The organism is Streptomyces albus subsp. albus, from assembly GCF_000719865.1.
In the GTDB taxonomy this organism is placed as follows: Bacteria; Actinomycetota; Actinomycetes; order Streptomycetales; family Streptomycetaceae; genus Streptomyces; species Streptomyces albus_E.
This window is the reverse complement of sequence record NZ_JOID01000013.1, coordinates 114,774-134,880: the sequence shown is the minus strand read 5'-3', so window position 1 is coordinate 134,880 and position 20,107 is coordinate 114,774. Positions and strand designations below refer to the sequence as shown.

The 20,107-nt window shown below is 72.5% G+C and carries 15 protein-coding genes; 10 read left to right on the top strand and 5 right to left on the bottom strand.

Going from position 1 to position 20,107, the window contains the following annotated elements; all coding sequences use genetic code 11:
• Positions 1-50 precede the first annotated feature (50 nt).
• Both IF83_RS0114920 and IF83_RS0114915 read right to left on the bottom strand, forming a co-directional pair.
• Positions 51-593, bottom strand: coding sequence for a methylated-DNA--[protein]-cysteine S-methyltransferase (locus IF83_RS0114920; protein WP_030544655.1), 543 nt, complete (start codon positions 591-593; stop codon positions 51-53).
• 89 nt (positions 594-682) lie between these two features.
• Positions 683-1,594 (bottom strand): glycerophosphodiester phosphodiesterase, encoded by a 912-nt coding sequence (locus IF83_RS0114915; protein WP_051722781.1) that lies wholly within the window; start codon positions 1,592-1,594, stop codon positions 683-685.
• A gap of 351 nt (positions 1,595-1,945) precedes the next feature.
• On the opposite strand from IF83_RS0114915, the gene uvrB reads away from it, so the two are divergent.
• The 4 genes from uvrB (at position 1,946) to IF83_RS0114895 (ending at position 8,211) form a co-directional block, all read left to right on the top strand.
• Positions 1,946-4,072 (top strand): excinuclease ABC subunit UvrB, encoded by a 2,127-nt coding sequence (uvrB, locus tag IF83_RS0114910; RefSeq protein WP_030544653.1) that lies wholly within the window; start codon positions 1,946-1,948, stop codon positions 4,070-4,072.
• Positions 4,073-4,252: 180 nt separating this feature from the next.
• Positions 4,253-4,831 (top strand): TerD family protein, encoded by a 579-nt coding sequence (locus IF83_RS0114905; RefSeq protein WP_030544652.1) that lies wholly within the window; start codon positions 4,253-4,255, stop codon positions 4,829-4,831.
• Positions 4,832-5,093: 262 nt separating this feature from the next.
• Positions 5,094-7,013: a TerD family protein gene (locus tag IF83_RS0114900; RefSeq protein WP_030544651.1), complete on the top strand. Its 1,920-nt coding sequence runs from the start codon at positions 5,094-5,096 to the stop codon at positions 7,011-7,013.
• A gap of 169 nt (positions 7,014-7,182) precedes the next feature.
• Positions 7,183-8,211 carry a TerC family protein gene (locus tag IF83_RS0114895; protein WP_037680028.1) on the top strand — a complete coding sequence of 343 codons (1,029 nt, stop codon included), beginning with the start codon at positions 7,183-7,185 and terminating at the stop codon, positions 8,209-8,211.
• Between the two features lie 22 nt (positions 8,212-8,233).
• On the opposite strand, the gene IF83_RS0114890 is transcribed toward IF83_RS0114895, so the two are convergent.
• Complete coding sequence (locus tag IF83_RS0114890; protein ID WP_030544649.1) at positions 8,234-8,890, bottom strand: MBL fold metallo-hydrolase; 657 nt, start codon at positions 8,888-8,890, stop codon at positions 8,234-8,236.
• 4 nt (positions 8,891-8,894) lie between these two features.
• Positions 8,895-9,623, bottom strand: coding sequence for a maleylpyruvate isomerase family mycothiol-dependent enzyme (locus tag IF83_RS0114885; protein WP_030544648.1), 729 nt, complete (start codon positions 9,621-9,623; stop codon positions 8,895-8,897).
• Between the two features lie 249 nt (positions 9,624-9,872).
• Here IF83_RS0114885 and uvrA point away from each other — a divergent pair, with 249 nt between their 5' ends.
• Positions 9,873-12,785 carry an excinuclease ABC subunit UvrA gene (gene uvrA / locus IF83_RS0114880; protein ID WP_030544647.1) on the top strand — a complete coding sequence of 971 codons (2,913 nt, stop codon included), beginning with the start codon at positions 9,873-9,875 and terminating at the stop codon, positions 12,783-12,785.
• A gap of 239 nt (positions 12,786-13,024) precedes the next feature.
• Here uvrA and IF83_RS0114875 read toward each other — a convergent pair whose 3' ends face one another.
• On the bottom strand, positions 13,025-13,987 hold the full coding sequence (locus IF83_RS0114875) for a carbohydrate kinase family protein (protein ID WP_030544646.1): 963 nt from the start codon (positions 13,985-13,987) through the stop codon (positions 13,025-13,027).
• Positions 13,988-14,222: 235 nt separating this feature from the next.
• On the opposite strand from IF83_RS0114875, the gene IF83_RS0114870 reads away from it, so the two are divergent.
• The 5 genes from IF83_RS0114870 (at position 14,223) to whiA (ending at position 20,008) form a co-directional block, all read left to right on the top strand.
• The gene (locus tag IF83_RS0114870) at positions 14,223-14,654 is read left to right on the top strand and encodes a QcrA and Rieske domain-containing protein (protein ID WP_030544645.1); all 432 of its coding nucleotides are present in this window, start codon (positions 14,223-14,225) and stop codon (positions 14,652-14,654) included.
• A gap of 245 nt (positions 14,655-14,899) precedes the next feature.
• A complete protein-coding gene (gene uvrC, locus IF83_RS0114865; RefSeq protein WP_030544644.1) occupies positions 14,900-17,002 on the top strand; it encodes an excinuclease ABC subunit UvrC in 2,103 nt (700 codons plus the stop codon).
• Positions 16,999-17,928 (top strand): RNase adapter RapZ, encoded by a 930-nt coding sequence (rapZ, locus tag IF83_RS0114860; RefSeq protein WP_078843490.1) that lies wholly within the window; start codon positions 16,999-17,001, stop codon positions 17,926-17,928. The genes uvrC and rapZ overlap by 4 nt, the downstream gene beginning before the upstream one ends.
• A gap of 56 nt (positions 17,929-17,984) precedes the next feature.
• Positions 17,985-19,007, top strand: coding sequence for a gluconeogenesis factor YvcK family protein (locus IF83_RS0114855; protein ID WP_051722792.1), 1,023 nt, complete (start codon positions 17,985-17,987; stop codon positions 19,005-19,007).
• Entirely contained in the window at positions 18,998-20,008 is a 1,011-nt protein-coding gene (whiA, locus tag IF83_RS0114850; RefSeq protein ID WP_030544641.1) for a DNA-binding protein WhiA, read from the top strand. The genes IF83_RS0114855 and whiA overlap by 10 nt, the downstream gene beginning before the upstream one ends.
• Positions 20,009-20,107 lie beyond the last annotated feature (99 nt).

Below are 20,107 nucleotides of genomic sequence, written 5' to 3'. Positions count from 1 at the left end.
CGAGACGCGGAGGGGCGACGGGCGTCTCGTCCCGGTGCCTCGCGCGGGTGTCAGAACAGCGGCTGCGGAAGGACACCTTCCAGCTCCAGCAGCGTCCGCTTGGTCGGCAGCCCGCCACCGAAGCCCCCGATGCCGCCGTTCCGTTCGACCACGCGATGGCACGGCACGACCACCGGCAGGGGGTTGGACCCCATGGCCATCCCGACGGCACGGGCGGCGCCCGGCTCGCCCACCCGGTCGGCGAGGTCCTGGTAGGAGACGACGGTGCCGTACGGCACCCCGGTGGCCAGCTCGCGGAGCACGCGCAGATTGAAGCCGGAGGAGAGCGACCAGTCCAGTTCGAGGTCGAAGGCGGTCCGGGTGCCGGCGAAGTACGCCCGCAGCTGCCGGACGGCGTCCGCGAGCACGGGCGGCCCGGTCTCCTCGTCCCCCTCGGCCGGGGTGCCGCCGAAGCGCGCCGCCAGCCGGTCCCGTGCGCGCCGGGAGACGGTCTCGTCGGCGTGGAAGACGACGTGGGTTAGCCCCCGGCCGGTGGCCGCGAGCAGCAGCGGGCCGATGGGGGTGCCGGTCACGGTCCAGGTCACTGCGGTCATTCCGGCAGGGTAGGGCCCGGTACCGACAGGCCGGGGGCGGACGCCCGCCCCCGCGGCGGGGACCGGCCGCGGGGGCGGGCGTCCGGCGGTCAGCCGGCGGAGGGCAGCAGGGTCTCCGGCACGGAGGCGTCCTCGCGCACCGCGTCCCGGACCACGTCGGGCTTGTTGGTGATGATGCCGTCGACCCCGAGACCGGCGAGCCGGACGGCGGTCGGGCCGTCGTTGACCGTCCAGGTCAGCAGCTCCATCCGCTTGCCGTGCGGGCCCTTGAGCCGGTGGACCGCGTCCACGTAGTCGGCGGTCACCGTGCGGAAGCTGGGGTTGATCTGGTCGGTGAACTCCGCGTAGGAGGGCAGGTCCGCCACCGCCGGCGTGCCGAGGAAGCCCGTCCGCACATCCGGGCGGTGCTCGTGCACCGTCCGGATGCTGTCGGCCGCGAAGCTCTGGACGATCAGCTTGTGCCGGACGTGGTACGGGCTCAGCCAGCCGGTGCGGCGCAGCTCGCCCAGGATCTGCCGCTCGATGCCGGGGTACAGCTCCGGTGCCTTGATCTCCAGCAGCAGGTTCTGCCGGTTCCAGGACAGCCGGTGCAGGAACTGCCGGAGGGTGGGGATCCGCTCACCGGCGTACTCCTCGGAGAACCAGCTGCCCGCGTCGAGCTGCCGGATCTCGTCGAGGGTGAAGTCGGAGACCTTCCAGGGCGACCGGTCGGGGAAGACCTCCTCGACGTCCGTCGTGCGGGCGAGGGTGGTGTCGTGGATGACGACCAGCGCGCCGTCCTTGGTGCGCTGGACGTCGTTCTCCACCCAGGCGGTGTCGAGCTCGTCCGCCTTGTCCGCGGCGGCGAGGGTGTTCTCGGGGGCGTAGCCGGAGGCGCCGCGGTGGGCGAAGATCTCCGGATCGCCCGGATGGCCGGTGGCCTGGGCCGCCGGTGCGGAGAGGAAGAGTGCGGAGAACCCCAGCACCGCGCCGGTGACGGCTGCGACAGGGCGTGTGAGCACGTGGACTCCTCGCGTCGTCTGTTCACGGACCCGCTGAGGTTCCCAGCCGTCCGCCAACGGGAAACAGGCGCAGGATGGCCGACAAGTGAACGAGTGACTCCGCAGGGTCGCGTATCGCACATGTGACGATATGTAACGGAAGTACGGCCCGCCGGTGGTGCCGGGCGGTGTCACTCCGAGCGCGTCCTGTCACACGCACCCCTTCAGCCTGCGGTTTCACCGCGGCGCGCGGCTCCGGAAGCCCGCGGGAATGACTTGATCCGATCGGGCGACGGCGCCGGGACGGGAGCCGCTCCGGGGCGTCGAGGTCTCCGGACGCCGGTTGTCGGTGCCGGGTCGTACGGTGGTGGCATGCGGCCCGTATCCCACATCGAACGCACGGTGGCGCCCTTCGAGGTCGTCAGTCCCTACCAGCCCAGCGGTGACCAGCCCGCGGCCATCGCGGACCTGGAGCGGCGCATCCGCGCCGGCGAGAAGGACGTCGTGCTGCTCGGCGCGACCGGCACCGGCAAGTCGGCCACCACCGCGTGGATGATCGAACGGCTCCAGCGGCCGACGCTCGTGATGGCACCCAACAAGACGCTGGCCGCCCAGCTCGCCAACGAGTTCCGCGAGCTCCTGCCGAACAACGCCGTCGAGTACTTCGTCTCGTACTACGACTACTACCAGCCCGAGGCGTACGTCCCGCAGTCGGACACCTACATCGAGAAGGACTCCTCCGTCAACGAGGAGGTCGAGCGCCTGCGCCACTCCGCCACGAACTCGCTGCTCACCCGGCGCGACGTGGTCGTGGTCGCCTCCGTCTCCTGCATCTACGGCCTGGGCACCCCGCAGGAGTACGTCGACCGCATGGTGCCGCTGAAGGTCGGCGAGGAGTACGACCGGGACGAGCTGCTGCGCCGCTTCGTCGACATCCAGTACACGCGCAACGACATGGCTTTCACCCGCGGCACCTTCCGGGTGCGCGGCGACACCATCGAGATCTTCCCGGTCTACGAGGAACTGGCCGTCCGGATCGAGATGTTCGGCGACGAGATCGAGGCGCTCTCCACGCTCCACCCGCTCACCGGCGAGGTCATCAGTGAGGACGAACACCTGTACGTCTTCCCGGCCAGCCACTACGTCGCCGGCCCGGAGCGCATGGAGCGCGCGATCGGGGCCATCGAGCGGGAGCTGACCGAGACCCTCGCGGTGATGGAGAAGCAGGGCAAGCTGCTGGAGGCCCAGCGGCTGCGGATGCGCACGACCTACGACATCGAGATGATGCGCCAGATCGGCTCCTGCTCCGGCATCGAGAACTACTCCCTGCACGTCGACGGGCGCGAGCCCGGCTCCCCTCCGCACACCCTCCTCGACTACTTCCCGGAGGACTTCCTCCTCGTCATCGACGAGTCGCACGTCACCGTGCCCCAGATCGGCGCGATGTACGAGGGCGACGCCTCCCGCAAGCGGACTCTGGTCGAGCACGGCTTCCGGCTGCCGTCGGCCATGGACAACCGCCCGCTGAAGTGGGAGGAGTTCACCGAGCGCATCGGCCAGACGGTCTACCTCTCCGCGACCCCCGGCGCGTACGAGCTCTCCCGGGGCGACGGCGTCGTCGAGCAGATCATCCGGCCGACCGGGCTCGTCGACCCGGAGGTCGTCATCAAGTCCACCGAGGGCCAGATCGACGACCTGGTGCACGAGATCCGCGTCCGCACCGAGAGGGACGAGCGCGTCCTCGTCACCACCCTCACCAAGAAGATGGCCGAGGACCTCACCGACTACTTCCTGGAGCTCGGCATCCAGGTCCGCTATCTCCACTCGGACGTCGACACCCTCCGCCGTGTCGAGCTCCTGCGCGAACTGCGCGCCGGCGAGTACGACGTCCTCGTCGGCATCAACCTCCTCCGCGAGGGCCTGGACCTGCCCGAGGTCTCGCTGGTCGCCATTCTCGACGCCGACAAGGAGGGCTTCCTCCGCTCCGGCACCTCCCTGATCCAGACCATCGGCCGTGCCGCGCGGAACGTCTCCGGCCAGGTCCACATGTACGCCGACAAGATCACGCCGGCCATGGAGCGGGCCATCGACGAGACCAACCGGCGCCGTGAGAAGCAGATCGCGTACAACACCGAGCGCGGCCTCGACCCGCAGCCCCTGCGGAAGAAGATCAACGACATCGTGGCCACCATCGCCCGCGAGGACATCGACACGCAGGAACTGCTCGGCACCGGTTACCGCAGCCCCAAGGACGCCAAGGAGGCCAAGACGCCCGTGCCCGCCCTCGGCGGCAAGGCGGCGGCCAGGTCCGGACACCGCGAGCCCCTCACGCCCACGGACCGGCCGGCGGCCGAACTGGCCGAACTCATCGAGGAGATGACGGACCGGATGCGCGCTGCGGCGGCGGATCTCCAGTTCGAGGTCGCGGCGCGGCTCCGCGACGAGGTGGGCGAACTCAAGAAGGAGCTGCGGCAGATGCGGGAGGCCGGTCTCTCCTGAGCCGCTGCCTCCCGGGACCCCGGTGTCCCTCGGTTCCCTCCCGGCATCCCGTGCGGCGCCGCTGTGTTGCAAGAACGACACAAACCGCGACCGGACGGCCGCGCTGTCAGTGGCACTGCGTAGGGTTTCTCTCCAGCCGCGCACACAGGCGGTTTTTCAGGTTTCGAGAGGGGACAGCGCGTGAGCGTCAACTTGTCCAAGGGACAGGGCATCAGCCTGCAGAAGTCCGACGGGGGGACTCTGACCGCGGTGCGGATGGGGCTGGGCTGGCAGGCTGCCCCGCGCCGTGGACTGTTCGGCAAGCGTACGAAGGAGATCGACCTCGACGCCTCCGCCGTGCTCTTCGCCGACAAGCAGCCGGTGGACGTGGTGTTCTTCCGCCACCTGGTCAGCGACGACGGCTCCGTACGGCACACCGGTGACAACCTCGTCGGCGGTGCCGGCCAGGGCGGCGACGACGAGGCCATCCTGGTCGACCTCCAGCGCGTCCCGGTCCACATCGACCAGATCGTCTTCACGGTCAACTCCTTCACCGGGCAGACCTTCGCCGAGGTGGAGAACGCCTTCTGCCGCATCGTGGACGAGACCAACGGCCAGGAGATGGCCCGCTACACCCTCACCGGCGGCGGCCAGTACACGGCTCAGATCATGGCCAAGGTGCACCGCTCGGGCAGCGGCTGGACGATGACGGCGATCGGCACCCCCGCCAACGGCCGCACCTTCCAGGACCTGATGCCGACGATCCTCCCGCACCTCTAGTGCGCGCCGGGGCATCGGTGATGTGACCGGGAAGGTCCACCGGTTCGCGGCGGACCGTACCGGACGCCGCGGGCTTACCGGCACATCACCCCGGCACACCCTCCCGGTCACGGCACCGGGCGGACACCGCGGGCCCGCTCCGCGGCCGGGGCGGCGCCACGGCCGCGGAGCGGACGGGCCCCACCGCACCGGGAGCGGCGCGCCGCCGGCGCACGCCGGGCCCCGCAGCACACGACGAGCGACTCACCGAGGGGAACGCACGATGACGGCCGAGCTGGTACGCGGGCAGAACCATCCGCTGACGCGGACCCGCCTGGAGATCCGGATATCCGCCGGTGATCCCGTCGTCGCCGGAGCCACCCTGGGCGACGAGGACGGCCGGGTGGCCGGCCCGGAGCGGGTCGCCCACCCGGCCGCCCCGCACCTCCCCGGTCTGGAAGTGCCCCAGCAGGCGGCGGCGGACCACCGGCTGGCCGTGGATCTCGAAGCGCTGCCCGAGGGCGTGCACCGCGTCACCGTGCTGCTCGCGCTGCCCGCCGGCGCCGGCGGGCCGTCCCGGTTCGGCACGGTCGCCGCGCCGTTCGTCGCCGTCACCGGTCTCGACGGCACCGCGCTCGTCAGCTTCACGATCACCGGCCTCGACTCCGAGTCGGCGGTCACCGCCCTGGAGATCTACCGCCGGCAGGGCGCCTGGAAGGTCCGCGCCGTCGGCCAGGGCTACGCGGGCGGCCTGGCGGCCATGCTGAGCGACCAGGGGCTGCCGCAGGCCGCCGAACTGGCCGCCACCATCCAGGAGGCCGTGGTCCGCGGCATGGCCCGGACCATAGCGCCACCGCCCAGGACCGCCGGTGACGACACCCGGGTCCGCACGACCGCGGCCCGGCCCCAGCCCTCCGTGCCGGCCCCGGCCGCCGCCGTCCCGCCCGAGGCCGAGCCCCCGCAGCAGGCGCAGAGCGGCTCGCCGGTCAACTACCGGCACCCCGGCCGCGCGGCCACCGCGCCTCCGTCCCCGCCGCCGCAGGCCCCGCCGGCCGAGCCCGGCCGGCCGCCGCAGCCCGTCGCGGGCGACGCCAGCGGCTGGACCATGGACGAGCGCCTCTACAACCAGGTCTGGGGCATGTTCGAGGACCTGGCCCGCAGCGTCGCCGCGTACCGCAGCGCGGTGGACTTCGCCGACTCGCGCCAGGAGCAGGAGCTCGAGCGGGTGCTCTCCGACCCCCGCTCCCGCATCGGCGGCGCCGCGGACGAGGCCCGGGCGGCGGCCCGGGACAAGCACACCGCCCTCGTCGACCGGGCCCGCGCCGTCCTCGACCGCGATCTCGCCCAGCTGACCGCCGAGTCCGAGGTGGTCGAACCGGCCCTGCCGCCCGCCTTCGCGGGCTGGGAGAATCCGGTCTGGCACGGCTACCGGGTCCCGATGGAGATCCCGATGGCCCTGCGCCTGGGCGACCTCCACCTCCCCGAGCGGCCGGAACTGCGGATCCCCATGCTGGTGCGGCTGCCGCTGGAACGCGGTCTGTGGATCGACAGCGGACGCTCCCGCTCCGGAGCGGACCCCGCCGCCGGCCCCGACGGGCTGCGCCGGGCCGCCGTGGAGACGGCGGTGGCCCACGCCGCGCGGCTGCTCGCCGTCCATCCCGCGGGGGAGTTCACCGTCCATGTCCTCGATCCGGCGGGAGCGGCCACCGCCTCCCTCGCCCCGCTGCTGGAGTCCGGCGTGCTCCGCGAACCGCCGGCCACCGGCGCCGCGGGCGTGAGTGCCGTCCTCTCCCGGCTGACCCAGCGCGTGGACCTGGTGCAGATGGCCGTCCGGGGCGGCGCCCCCGACGCGCTGCCGCCGGACCTCGACACCGGCGAGCAGCTGCTCGTCGTCAACGACTTCCCACACGGCTTCGACGACCGTGCCGTGACCCAGCTGCGGTACCTCGCCGACGAGGGGCCGGCGGTCGGCGTGCATCTGATGATGGTCGCCGACCGCGAGGAAGCCCGGGAGTACGGGCCCGTGCTGGACCCGCTGTGGCGCTCGCTGCTGCGGATCACGCCGGTACCGGACGACCACCTGGCCGACCCCTGGGTCGGCCATGCCTGGACGTACGAACCGGCGCTCGCGCCGGCCGGCAGCCATGTGCTGCTCCAGGTGCTGCGGCAGGTCGCCGAGGCGCGCCGGGCATACGGCCGCTGACCGTCCTGAACTGGGGACTTTTACCTTTCTTTGCCTCGCGTGTACTCTTTCTTGGCATGCCGGGAGTCCCCGTTTCCCGCGGCCTGTCCGGACGGCGCGAACGCGCACGCGGGCCGCGCGGCGGACGGACCGGAGAGCCGACGCATCCGACCGCCGCCCGAGGAGTGCCGTGGACGTATCCCTGACCGTCTGGACCCTGACCGTCGTGGGGCTGTGCGTGCTGATCGCCGCCGACTTCTTCATCGGCCGCAAGCCGCACGAGGTCTCCGTCCGGGAGGCCGGTGTCTGGACGGCGGTCTGGATCGTGCTGGCCGCCCTCTTCGGAGCCGGTCTGTACGCCGCCGCCGGCGGCGCCCCGGCCGGGGAGTTCTTCGCGGGCTACATCACCGAGAAGTCGCTGAGCGTCGACAATCTCTTTGTCTTCGTCCTGATCATGGCCAAGTTCGCGGTGCCCGTCCGCTATCAGCAGCGGGTGCTGCTGATCGGCGTGCTCATCGCCCTGGTCATGCGCGCCGGCTTCATCGCCGTCGGCGCCGCGCTGATCGCGAGCTTCTCCTGGATCTTCTACATCTTCGGCGCGTTCCTGATCTACACCGCCTGGAAGCTGATCCACGACGCCCGCAGGCAGGAGCACGACGAGGAGTACGAGGAAGGACGACTTCTCCGGCTGATCGAGGCCCGTGTCCCGTCCACCGGCGCCTGGCACGGCACGAAGATGTTCATACGGGAGAACGGCAAGCGTCTGATGACGCCGATGTTCGTCGTCGTCCTCGCGCTCGGGACCACGGACCTGCTCTTCGCGCTGGACTCGATCCCCGCGATCTTCGGTCTCACCGACGACCCGTACATCGTGTTCACTGCCAACGCCTTCGCCCTGATGGGGCTGCGCCAGCTGTACTTCCTCATCGGCGGACTGCTGAAGAAGCTGGTCCACCTCTCCTACGGGTTGTCCGTGATCCTCGGCTTCATCGGCGTCAAGCTCCTCCTCCACGCCCTGCACGAGTCGGGGCTGCACGTCCCGGAGATCGGCATCCCCGTGTCGCTGGGCGTGATCTGCGGCGTCCTCGTCATCACCACGGTCACCAGCCTCTACGCCTCCTCACGGGAGACGCGGCGGGAGATATCGGAGGGGGCGGCCCCGGCGAAGGGCCGGGCCGGCGCGACGGACACCTCGGATAAGGGCGGCGCGGAGGCCTGACCGGCGGGCCGCCGCCGGCCGGCTACCAGCCGCGGGCCCGCCACTCGGGCAGATGCGGGCGCTCCGCGCCCAGGGTGGTGTCCCGCCCGTGGCCGGGGTAGACCCAGGTCTCGTCCGGCAGTTGGCCGAAGAGCTTCGACTCCACATCGGAGATGAGGCTCGCGAAGGCCTCGGGGTCCTGGCCGGTGTTGCCCACGCCGCCGGGGAAGAGACAGTCCCCGGTGAAGACGTGCGGGTGCCCGTGCGGGTCGTCGTAGACCAGGGCGATGCTGCCGGGGGTGTGGCCGGTCAGATGGCGGGCGGTGAGTTCGATCCGGCCGAAGCGGAGGGTGTCCCCGTCCTCCACCAGCACATCCGTGGAGACGGGGATGCCCGCGGCGTCGTACCGGCCGGCGTAGGTCCGGGCCCCGGTCGCCGCCACGACCTCCGCCAGGGCCTGCCAGTGATCACCGTGCTGGTGGGTGGTGACCACTCCGGTGAGGCCGCCGTCGCCGATCAGCTGGAGAAGGGTGCGCGGCTCGTCCGCGGCGTCGATCAGCAGCTGGGCGTCGGTGGCCCGGCAGCGGAGCACATAGGCGTTGTTCTCCAGGGGCCCCACCGCCACCTTGGAGATCATCAAATCCGTCAGTTCGTGCACATCGGCCGGTCCGCCGACCTTCACCGCTCCGCTGTACGTCATGGGATCAGCCTAGTGGGGGCAGGGAGGGAAGAGCGGAGCCGCCCGCGTCGAGTCCCGTGCCCGCCTCGCGCCCGGTGAGCCAGCCCAGCAGGGCCGCGGGGGAGCCGGAAACCCGCACGGGCTTCCCGCCGGGCCGCCCGGTGCGCCAATCCTGCCCGCCGTGTTCGCCGCCGGCGGCGATCAACAGCGCCGGCACGTCCTCGCGGTCCGCGAAACGCTCACCGGCGACGAATGCCAACTGCTCACCGGTGAAGAAGGCCGGCAGGTCGGTCATCTCGTAGCCGATGCCCAGATCGACGTGGTGCAGCTCGACCTCCGCGAGCCGCCGGAAGGGCATGGCCGCGGTGAGACCGGTCACCCCGCCGCGGAGCTCCACGGTGCGGGACCAGTGTTCGGAATGAAGCGAGGCCGCCGTGTCGTTGAATCGGGAAGAACTCTCCTCCAGGTCGTCGAGCTGGACGGCGAGCGGCCGGCCGGCCCCCTCCTCGATCGCGGCGTCCCGTGCCTTCTCGTCCGCGTACATGGGAATGCGCTCGCCGGTGCGGGCGGAGGTGAGCACGTTGACGAGCGCGTCGGCGTTGCGCGCCAGATGGGTCAGCACATGGCCGCGGGTCCAGCCCGGCAGCCGGGACGGTTCGGCCACGGCCGCGTCGTCCAGTCCGCCGGCTGCGGCGAGCAGCCGTTCCGTGGCGTCGCGCACTGCCGCGAGATCGCGGGCGAGATCGGTTGTCATACCCCGACGCTATCGTCGCGAGACGGGGCATCGTCGAGATCGAGCCGCCGGCGGAAGCGGGGGAGGGCGGCGGACGGGACGGCAGGAGGAGAGCGGAAGAGAACGTAAATCGAAAATGCGTGCGATAGGCTCGGGCTGGGCCCGAAGCCGTGTCCCATTGCCGGGACACCGCCGTGGCACGCCTCATACTCTGGGTCCGGGGCTCCGCACCGCACCCCCGTCGCTTTCTCAAGAAAGGTGCCGACCGGCGTGGCCGACCGTCTCACCGTTCGTGGCGCTCGCGAGCACAATCTCAAGAACGTCTCCCTCGACCTGCCCCGCGACTCCCTCGTGGTCTTCACCGGCCTGTCGGGTTCGGGCAAGTCCTCCCTCGCGTTCGACACGATCTTCGCGGAGGGCCAGCGCCGCTACGTCGAGTCGCTCTCCTCCTACGCACGGCAGTTCCTCGGGCAGATGGACAAGCCCGATGTCGACTTCATCGAGGGCCTCTCCCCGGCCGTCTCCATCGACCAGAAGTCGACCTCGCGCAACCCGCGCTCCACGGTCGGCACCATCACCGAGGTCTACGACTACCTCCGGCTGCTCTTCGCCCGGATCGGCAAGCCGCACTGCCCGGAGTGCGGCCGTCCCATCGCCCGGCAGTCGCCGCAGGCGATCGTCGACAAGGTGCTGGAACTGCCCGAGGGCAGCCGCTTCCAGGTGCTCTCCCCGCTCGTCAGGGAACGCAAGGGCGAGTTCGCGGACCTCTTCTCCGACCTGCAGACCAAGGGCTACAGCCGCGCCCGGGTGGACGGCACCACCGTCCAGCTCAGCGAGCCGCCGAAGCTCAAGAAGCAGGAGAAGCACACCATCGAGGTGGTTGTCGACCGCCTCACCGTCAAGGCCGGCGCCAAGCGGCGGCTCACGGACTCGGTCGAGACGGCGCTCGGGCTCTCCGGCGGCATGGTCGTCCTGGACTTCGTGGACCTCGACGCGGACGACCCCGAGCGCGAGCGGATGTACTCCGAGCACCTGTACTGCGCCTACGACGACCTTTCCTTCGAGGAGCTGGAGCCCCGCTCCTTCTCCTTCAACTCGCCCTTCGGCGCCTGCCCCGAGTGCACCGGCATCGGCACCCGGATGGAGGTCGACCCGGAGCTGATCGTCCCGGACGAGGAGAAGTCCCTCGACGAGGGCGCCCTGCACCCCTGGTCGCACGGCCACAACAAGGAGTACTTCGGCCGGCTGATCGACGCCCTGGCCGACGCCCTGGGCTTCCGCACCGACATCCCCTGGGCCGGTCTGCCGCAGCGTGCCAAGAAGGCCCTGCTGCACGGCCACCGCACGCAGATCGAGGTGCGCTACCGCAACCGCTACGGCCGCGAGCGGGCGTACACCACCGCCTTCGAGGGCGCGGTGCCGTTCGTCCGCCGCCGGCACGGCGACGCGGAGAGCGACAGCAGCCGTGAGCGCTTCGAGGGCTATATGCGCGAGGTGCCCTGCCCGGCCTGCGAGGGCACCCGGCTCAAGCCGATCGTCCTCGCGGTCACCGTCCAGGGCCGCTCCATCGCCGAGGTCGCCGCGATGTCCATCAGCGACTGCGCGGACTTCCTCCGGGACATGAAGCTCAACGACCGCGAGAAGACGATCGCCGAGCGGGTGCTCAAGGAGGTCAACGAGCGGCTGCGCTTCCTCGTCGACGTCGGCCTCGACTACCTCTCCCTCAACCGCGCCGCGGGCACCCTCTCCGGCGGCGAGGCCCAGCGCATCCGGCTCGCCACCCAGATCGGTTCCGGTCTGGTCGGTGTGCTCTACGTGCTCGACGAGCCGTCCATCGGACTCCACCAGCGCGACAACCACCGGCTGATCGAGACCCTGGTCCGGCTCCGCGACCTGGGCAACACCCTCATCGTCGTCGAGCACGACGAGGACACCATCAAGACCTCCGACTGGGTGGTGGACATCGGCCCCGGCGCCGGTGAGCACGGCGGCCACGTGGTGCACAGCGGGCCGCTCAAGGAGCTGCTGGCCAACGAGAAGTCCGTCACGGGCCAGTACCTGTCCGGCAAGAGGTCCATCCCGCTGCCCGCCGCCCGGCGCCCGGCCGACCCGGCGCGCCGGCTGACCGTGCACGGCGCGCGGGAGAACAACCTGCGGGACATCGACGTCTCCTTCCCGCTGGGCGTGCTCACCGCGGTCACGGGCGTCTCGGGATCGGGCAAGTCCACCCTCGTCAACGACATCCTCTACACGCATCTGGCGCGCGAGCTCAACGGCGCCAAGTCCGTGCCGGGCCGGCACACCCGGGTCGACGGCGACGACCTCGTCGACAAGGTCGTCCACGTCGACCAGTCGCCCATCGGCCGCACCCCACGGTCCAACCCGGCCACGTACACCGGCGTCTTCGACAACATCCGCAAGCTCTTCGCGGAGACGATGGAGGCCAAGGTCCGCGGCTACCAGCCGGGCCGCTTCTCCTTCAACGTCAAGGGCGGACGCTGCGAGAACTGCTCCGGCGACGGCACGATCAAGATCGAGATGAACTTCCTGCCGGACGTGTACGTCCCGTGCGAGGTCTGCCACGGAGCGCGCTACAACCGCGAGACGCTGGAAGTCCACTACAAGGGCAAGTCCATCTCCGAGGTCCTGGACATGCCGATCGAGGAGGCGCTCGACTTCTTCGAGGCCGTGCCGAGGATCTCCCGCCACCTGCGCACGCTCAACGAGGTGGGGCTCGGCTACGTCCGCCTCGGGCAGCCCGCGCCGACTCTGTCCGGCGGCGAGGCCCAGCGGGTGAAGCTGGCCAGCGAGCTGCAGAAGCGCTCCACCGGCCGCACGGTCTATGTGCTCGACGAGCCCACCACCGGGCTGCACTTCGAGGACATCAGCAAGCTGATCACGGTGCTGTCCGGGCTGGTGGACAAGGGCAACACCGTGATCGTCATCGAGCACAACCTCGATGTGATCAAGACCGCGGACTGGGTCGTCGACATGGGTCCGGAGGGCGGCAGCGGCGGTGGCCTCGTGGTGGCCGAGGGCACCCCCGAGGAGGTCGCGGCGGTCCCCGCCAGCCACACCGGCAAGTTCCTCCGGGACATCCTGGACTCGGTGAGCGACGCCCCGGTCCCGGCCGCGAAGAAGCGCCCGGGCGGACGCAAGCGGGCCGCGGCGGCCGCGAAGTGACGACGGCCGTGCGGTAGGCCCGCCGCCGGGATGACGGCGGGCGCCCCGCCCCGGCCCGCGCTCTCCGCGCGGATCGGGGCGGGGCGCCTCCCGCGTCGTGCCCGCCCGGCGTCTCCCGCGTCCGGACGTGCGCGGCGCCCGGACGGTCCCACCGCTGGGCCACCGCCGGGCCGGTGCAGGTGCCGATGCCAGGGCCGCGTCGATGCCACGACCGGGACGGCCGGGGCCGGCGCCGGGGCTCAGGGCCGTTCGGCGAGCTCCCCGGCGTACGGCGGCCGGGCGCCCGCCCGCGAGCAGGTGAGGGCCGCCGCTCGGGAGGCGTACGCCAGGACGTCCCGCCACTCCTCGCCGGTGAGCCGCCGCGGGCCGGCCGGGACCAGGGCACCGTGCGCGGCCAGCCGGTGCAGCAGCGCGGCGTTCACGGTGTCGCCCGCGCCGATCGTGTCCACCACCTCGACGGGCTCGGCCGGCACCGACCACTCGCCGTCCCGGGTCAGGGCCGTCAGCCCCTCCCCGCCACGGGTCAGCACCACGGCGTCCGGGCCCGCCGCCAGCCACGCCCGCGGGTCCCCGCCGAGCCACTCCGCGTCCTCCACCGACATCTTCAGCAGTCCGACCGAGGGCAGCCAGGCCCGGAACCGCGCACGGTAGGCCTCCGCGTCGGGGATCAGATCCGCCCGGACGTTGGGATCCAGCGCCGTGAGGACGCCGCGCGCAGCCTCCCGGCGCAGCAGCGCCTCGTACGCACTCGCCCCGGGCTCCAGCACCAGCGAGCAGGTGCCCAGCGACAAGGCCCGCGTCTCCGCGGGCAGAGGCCCGGGCAGCGCGAACAGGCGGTCGGCCGTGCCCTCCGCGTAGAAGCGGTAGCCCGCCGACCCGTCCGCGCCGATCTCGGCGACCGCGAGCGTCGTGGGCTCCGGACCGCGCTGCACCAGGGCGGTGTCCACGCCGTCCGCGCGCAGGGCGCGCAGCAGTTCCGTGCCGAACCGGTCCGAGGACACCCGCGAGCAGAACGCGGCCCGCGCACCGAGCCGGCCCAGCGCCAGGGCGGTGTTGAACGGCCCGCCCCCGAGCCGGGGGAGCAGGGCGGGCAGTCCGCCGGGCGCCGGCTGCGCGGCGGGGGCCAACCCCTCGGCGGAGGCCAACCCCTCGGCGGCGGACGGCACGAGGTCGATCAGGGCTTCACCGGCTACGACGATCACGCGTCCCATCCTGGCCCGCACGGGGCGGGGCGTCCACGGCCCCACCCCGTGCGGGACCCCGCCCGCGCGATGCCGTGCCCGGGCGAGGGGCGGGGCGCCCGGCGGCGCCGACGGGCCGCCGGTAGGGTTCGGACACAGCGGCATCCGTCCGCCACGAGCGGCGCCCGACCACCGGCCCGGTCCGCTCCGTACCGGCGGCGGTGCCCCCGTACCACGCTCCGACCAGGGGGTCCCCATGACCAGCCAGCCCGCAGCCTCCCGCCGCACCCTGCTCCGCGGGGTCGCGCTCGCCGGCGCCGCCGGAGCCGGGCTCGCGGCGTGCGGCGAGGGCGGCGACGCCGGGGGCGGCGGCGAGGAGACCCCCTCCGCGCCGGTCGACCTGGGGGCCGCCGACGAGGTGCCGGTGGGTGGCGCCAGGCTCTACCGCGAGCAGCGGGTGCTCGTCAGCCGGCCGGCGGAGGACGAGTACCAGGCGTTCAGCGCCGTCTGCACCCACCAGCGCTGTGTGCTGAGCGCCGTCGAGGGCACCGGCGCGGACTGCGCCTGCCACGGCAGCCGCTTCGACACCCAGACGGGCAAGGTGCTGCGCGGCCCGGCCACCAAGGCGCTGCCCGCCGTCCCGGTCTCGGTGAAGGACGGCAGGCTGGTGGCCGGCGGAGACGCCTGACCGCGGCCCGGTACTACCGGGACGACCGGGACGGCGACCGGCGGCAGGGCCCGGTGGAGGGCCTTTTGCCGCAGGGCCCGCGGCCGGGCCGGAGCCGGGGCGGCGGCCGCGCGGGGGCCCCGCCGTCGTGCCGCCGTCAACAGCCGTCAACACCCCCCGGAAGCCCGGGAAAGACCGCCGTCGACGGCTCGTCGGCCGGGGCGGGAACCGGTGTCGCTGTCCTACCGCGCCAGTAGGGTGGAGCCATGGCAGACCCCAGCAGTTACCGGCCCAAGCCGGGTCAGATCCCCGACTCGCCCGGGGTCTACAAGTTCCGTGACGAGCACCGCCGCGTGATCTACGTCGGCAAGGCGAAGAGCCTCCGCCAGCGGCTCTCCTCCTACTTCCAGGACCTGGCGGGCCTCCACCCGCGCACCCGCACCATGGTCACCACCGCGGCGTCGGTGGAGTGGACGGTGGTATCCACCGAGGTCGAGGCCCTCCAGCTCGAGTACTCCTGGATCAAGGAATTCGACCCCCGCTTCAACGTCAAGTACCGCGACGACAAGAGCTATCCGTCCCTCGCGGTGACGATGAACGAGGAGTTCCCCCGCGTCCAGGTGATGCGCGGCCCCAAGCGGAAGGGCGTGCGCTACTTCGGCCCGTACGCCCACGCCTGGGCGATCCGCGAGACCGTCGACCTGATGCTGCGGGTCTTCCCGGTGCGGACCTGCTCCGCCGGAGTGTTCAAGCGCTCCGCGCAGATCGGCCGCCCCTGTCTCCTCGGCTACATCGGCAAGTGCTCGGCCCCCTGCGTCGGCCGGGTGAGCGCGGAGGAACACCGCGACCTGGCCGAGGACTTCTGCGACTTCATGGCCGGCCGCACCGGCGCCTATCTCCAGCGTCTGGAGCGGCGGATGCGCGAGGCCGCCGAGGAGATGGAGTACGAGCGGGCCGCCCGTCTCCGCGACGACATCGAGGCGCTCCGCCGGGCCATGGAGAAGAACGCCGTCGTCCTCGCGGACGCCACCGACGCCGACCTGATCGCCGTCGCCGAGGACGAGCTGGAGGCGGCCGTCCAGATCTTCCACGTCCGGGGCGGCCGGGTGCGCGGCCAGCGCGGCTGGGTCACCGACAAGGTCGAGGCCGTGGACACCGCCGGCCTCGTCGAGCACGCCCTGCAGCAGCTCTACGGGGAGGAGAGCGGCGAGGGCGTCCCCCGCGAAGTGCTGGTCCCGGCCCTGCCCGACCCCGTCGAGCCGCTCGCCCACTGGCTCGCCGGACGCCGCGGCTCCCGCGTCGACCTGCGGATACCCCAGCGCGGCGACAAGAAGGACCTGATGGCGACGGTGCGGCGCAACGCCCAGCAGGCGCTCGTCCTCCACAAGACGAAGCGCGCCTCCGACCTCACCACCCGCTCCCGCGCCCTGGAGGAGATCTCGGAGGCGCTCGGCCTGGACTCCGTACCGCTGCGCATCGAGTGCTTCGACATCTCCCACCTCCAGGGCGAGGACGTCGTGGCCTCCATGGTGGTCTTCGAGGACGGGCTCGCCCGTAAGAGCGAGTACCGCCGTTTCCAGATCAAGAGCTTCGCCGGCCAGGACGACGTCCGTTCCATGCACGAGGTGGTCGGCCGCCGCTTCCGCCGCTATCTGCGCGAGAAGATGGCGACCGGCGAGTGGGACGAGGAGACGGGGAACGGCCCCGGCGGGGAGGGCGTGGACGCGGCGGACGGTGCGGAGGCGAACGGCGCGGCGGAGGACGGGACGGCTCCGGAGCCCGGTCTCCCCGGCGGCCCCGTGGACCCGGAGACCGGCCGGCCCCGCCGCTTCGCCTACCCGCCGCAGCTCGTCGTGGTCGACGGCGGGCAGCCGCAGGTCGCGGCGGCCCGGCGCGCCCTGGACGAGCTCGGCATCGACGACGTCGCCGTCTGCGGTCTCGCCAAGCGCCTGGAAGAAGTCTGGCTGCCCGGCGAGGACGACCCCGTCGTCCTGCCCCGCACCAGCGAGGGCCTCTACCTCCTGCAGCGGGTCCGTGACGAGGCACACCGTTTCGCCATCGCCTACCAGCGCAGCAAACGGGGCAAGAGCCTGCGTGCCGGGCCGCTCTCCGAGGTACCCGGGCTGGGCGAGACCCGCCGCAAGGCCCTGCTGAAGCACTTCGGCTCCGTGAAACGGCTCCGGGCCGCCACGATCGAACAGATCTGCGAGGTTCCGGGCATCGGCCGCCGGACGGCCGAGCAGGTCGCCGCGGCCCTCGCCGCCGCGGCACCGGCCACTCCCGCGGTGAACACCGCGACCGGAGAGATGATGGAAGAGGACGAGCCGGCGGCTTCCCTGCCGCCGGGGATACGGGGGCAGCGAGCATGAACGGACACGAAGGAGAAGAAGCTCAGGTGAGTACGGGCACCACGGCGGACGCGGTCGACGCGGCCGCCATCCCCGAGCTGGTCATCATCTCCGGCATGTCCGGGGCCGGCCGCAGCACCGCGGCGAAGTGCCTGGAGGACCTCGGCTGGTTCGTGGTGGACAACCTCCCCCCGGCGCTGATCCCCACCATGGTGGACCTGGGCGCGCGCTCGCAGGGGAACGTCGCACGGATCGCCGTCGTCGTCGACGTCCGCGGCCGCGGCTTCTTCGACAGCCTCCGCCAGTCGCTCGCCGATCTGGAGGCCAAGAACGTCAAGCGCCGGGTGATCTTCCTGGAGGCGTCCGACGACGCCCTCGTACGGCGCTTCGAATCCGTCCGCCGCCCGCATCCGCTGCAGGGCTCCGGCCGGATCGTCGACGGCATCGCCGCCGAGCGGGACCTGCTACGCGAGCTGCGCGGCGACGCGGACCTCGTCATCGACACCTCCAGCCTCAACGTCCACGAGCTGCGCGCCAAGATGGACGCCCAGTTCGCCGGCGGCGAGGAGCCCGAGCTGCGGGCCACGGTCATGTCCTTCGGCTACAAGTACGGCCTCCCGGTCGACGCCGACCTCGTCGTCGACTGCCGCTTCCTGCCCAACCCGCACTGGGTCCCGGAGCTGCGCCCCTTCACCGGCCTCAACGAGGAGGTGTCCGGCTACGTCTTCAACCAGCCCGGCGCCAAGGAGTTCCTGGACCGCTACACCGAGTTGCTCCAGCTCATCGCCGCCGGCTACCGCCGCGAGGGCAAGCGCTACGTGACCGTCGCCGTCGGCTGCACGGGCGGCAAGCACCGCAGTGTCGCGATGTCCGAGAAGCTCGCCGCCCGCCTGGCCGCCGAAGGTGTGGAGACCGTGGTGGTCCACCGGGACATGGGGCGCGAGTGAGAAGCCCGCGGCAGCCCGAGCCCGGTTCCCGGCTGGGCGGACGGGTCCGGCGGCTGATGCCGGCGCGCGCCGGCCACACCGCAGCCCGCGCCGGCCACACCGTGCGGCGGCGGGGGACGAACCCCAAGGTCGTCGCGCTCGGCGGCGGGCACGGGCTGTCCGCCTCGCTCGCCGCGCTCCGCCGGATCACCGGCGACCTGACGGCCGTCGTCACCGTCGCCGACGACGGCGGTTCCAGCGGCCGGCTCCGCGACGAACTCGGCGTGCTCCCGCCGGGTGATCTGCGCAAGGCCCTCGCGGCGCTCTGCGGGGACGACGAATGGGGCCAGACCTGGGCCCGCGTCGTCCAGCACCGCTTCGCGGGCGAGGGGGACCTCCAGGGCCACGCCGTGGGCAATCTGCTGATCGTCGCCCTCTGGGAGCAGCTCGGCGACCACGTCCAGGCCCTGGAGTGGGTCGGCCGGCTGCTCGGGGCGCACGGCCGGGTGCTGCCCATGTCGGCGGTCCCGCTGGAGCTGGAGGCCCTGGTCCGGGGCCACGACCCGGCCCGCCCGGAGGACGTGGACACCGTCCGCGGCCAGGCCACCGTCGCGCTCACCCGCGGCGAGGTGCAGTCCGTGCACCTCGTCCCGGCCGACCCGCCCGCGGTGCCGGAGGCCGTCGAGGCGGTGCTCGACGCGGACTGGGTGGTGCTCGGCCCCGGGTCCTGGTTCTCCTCCGTGATCCCGCATCTGCTGGTCCCCGAGCTGCTCGACGCGCTGACGGAGACCAAGGCCCGCCGCGTGCTCTCGCTGAACCTCGCGCCGCAGCCCGGCGAAACCGACGGCTTCTCCCCGCAGCGTCATTTGGAGGTTTTGGCCCGACACGCACCTAAACTCGCCTTCGACGTGGTGCTGGCCGACGAGGCCGCCGTGCCCGACCGGGACAGTCTCACCGAAGCCGCCGAGCGGCTCGGCGGCGCGGTCGAACTGGCGCCGGTGGCCGCGCCGGACAGCTCGGCCCGGCACGACCCCGAGCTGCTGGCCGCCGCGTACGACCGGATTTTCAGGATGCATGGAAGGATCGGCCCATGGCGATGACGGCAGCGGTGAAGGATGAAATCTCCCGGCTCCCCGTCACCCGGACCTGCTGCCGGAAGTCGGAGGTCTCGTCGATCCTGCGCTTCGCGGGCGGCCTGCACCTCGTCAGCGGCCGGATTGTGATCGAGGCGGAGCTGGACACGGGAATCGCGGCGCGCAGGCTCCGCAAGGACATCCTGGAGATCTTCGGGCACGCCTCGGACCTGGTGGTGATGGCCCCCGGCGGGCTCCGGCGCGGCAGCCGCTACGTCGTCCGCGTGGTGGCCGGCGGTGACCAACTCGCGCGCCAGACCGGGCTGGTGGATGGTCGCGGACGACCGGTCCGCGGGCTTCCGCCGCAGGTCGTCTCCGGTGCCACCTGTGACGCCGAGGCCGCCTGGCGCGGTGCCTTCCTGGCGCACGGTTCCCTCACCGAGCCCGGCCGCTCCTCCTCCCTCGAAGTCACCTGCCCCGGCCCCGAGGCCGCGCTCGCCCTGGTCGGCGCGGCCCGCCGGCTCGGCATCGGCGCCAAGGCCCGCGAGGTGCGCGGTGTTGACCGGGTGGTCGTCCGTGACGGTGACGCGATCGGCGCGCTGTTGACGCGGCTCGGGGCGCACGAGTCCGTACTGGCCTGGGAGGAGCGGCGGATGCGCCGCGAGGTCCGCGCCACCGCCAACCGCCTCGCCAACTTCGACGACGCCAATCTTCGCCGCTCGGCGCGCGCCGCCGTCGCGGCCGGTGCCCGGGTCCAGCGGGCGCTGGAGATCCTCGGTGAGGACGTGCCGGAGCACCTCGCGGCGGCCGGCCGGCTGCGCATGGAGCACAAGCAGGCCTCCCTGGAGGAGTTGGGCGCGCTCGCCGACCCGCCGCTGACCAAGGACGCCGTGGCGGGCCGCATCCGGCGGCTGCTGGCGATGGCCGACAAGCGCGCCCAGGACCTGGGCATTCCCGGCACCGAGGCCGGTCTCACCGAGGAGATGGCCGAGGACTTCACCGGCGAGATGGCCGGCCAGCTTCACTGACGGCCCGTCAGTCAGGGGCGCCCGGACCGCTGTCCGCGAGCGGCGCGGTACCCGTGCCGGGCGCCCGGCCGGCCCGCTCCGGACGGGCCCCGGCGGGCC

Excerpts from the sequence above, each read along its gene's own strand:
- IF83_RS0114920 (WP_030544655.1), bottom strand. The coding sequence starts at position 593 with ATGACCGCAGTGACCTGGACCGTGACCGGCACCCCCATCGGCCCGCTG.
- whiA (WP_030544641.1), top strand. The coding sequence starts at position 18,998 with ATGGCGATGACGGCAGCGGTGAAGGATGAAATCTCCCGGCTCCCCGTC.
- IF83_RS0114900 (WP_030544651.1), top strand. The coding sequence starts at position 5,094 with ATGACGGCCGAGCTGGTACGCGGGCAGAACCATCCGCTGACGCGGACC.
- uvrC (WP_030544644.1), top strand. The coding sequence starts at position 14,900 with ATGGCAGACCCCAGCAGTTACCGGCCCAAGCCGGGTCAGATCCCCGAC.
- IF83_RS0114855 (WP_051722792.1), top strand. The coding sequence starts at position 17,985 with ATGCCGGCGCGCGCCGGCCACACCGCAGCCCGCGCCGGCCACACCGTG.
- uvrB (WP_030544653.1), top strand. The coding sequence starts at position 1,946 with ATGCGGCCCGTATCCCACATCGAACGCACGGTGGCGCCCTTCGAGGTC.
- IF83_RS0114870 (WP_030544645.1), top strand. The coding sequence starts at position 14,223 with ATGACCAGCCAGCCCGCAGCCTCCCGCCGCACCCTGCTCCGCGGGGTC.
- rapZ (WP_078843490.1), top strand. The coding sequence starts at position 16,999 with ATGAACGGACACGAAGGAGAAGAAGCTCAGGTGAGTACGGGCACCACG.
- IF83_RS0114890 (WP_030544649.1), bottom strand. The coding sequence starts at position 8,890 with ATGACGTACAGCGGAGCGGTGAAGGTCGGCGGACCGGCCGATGTGCAC.
- IF83_RS0114885 (WP_030544648.1), bottom strand. The coding sequence starts at position 9,623 with ATGACAACCGATCTCGCCCGCGATCTCGCGGCAGTGCGCGACGCCACG.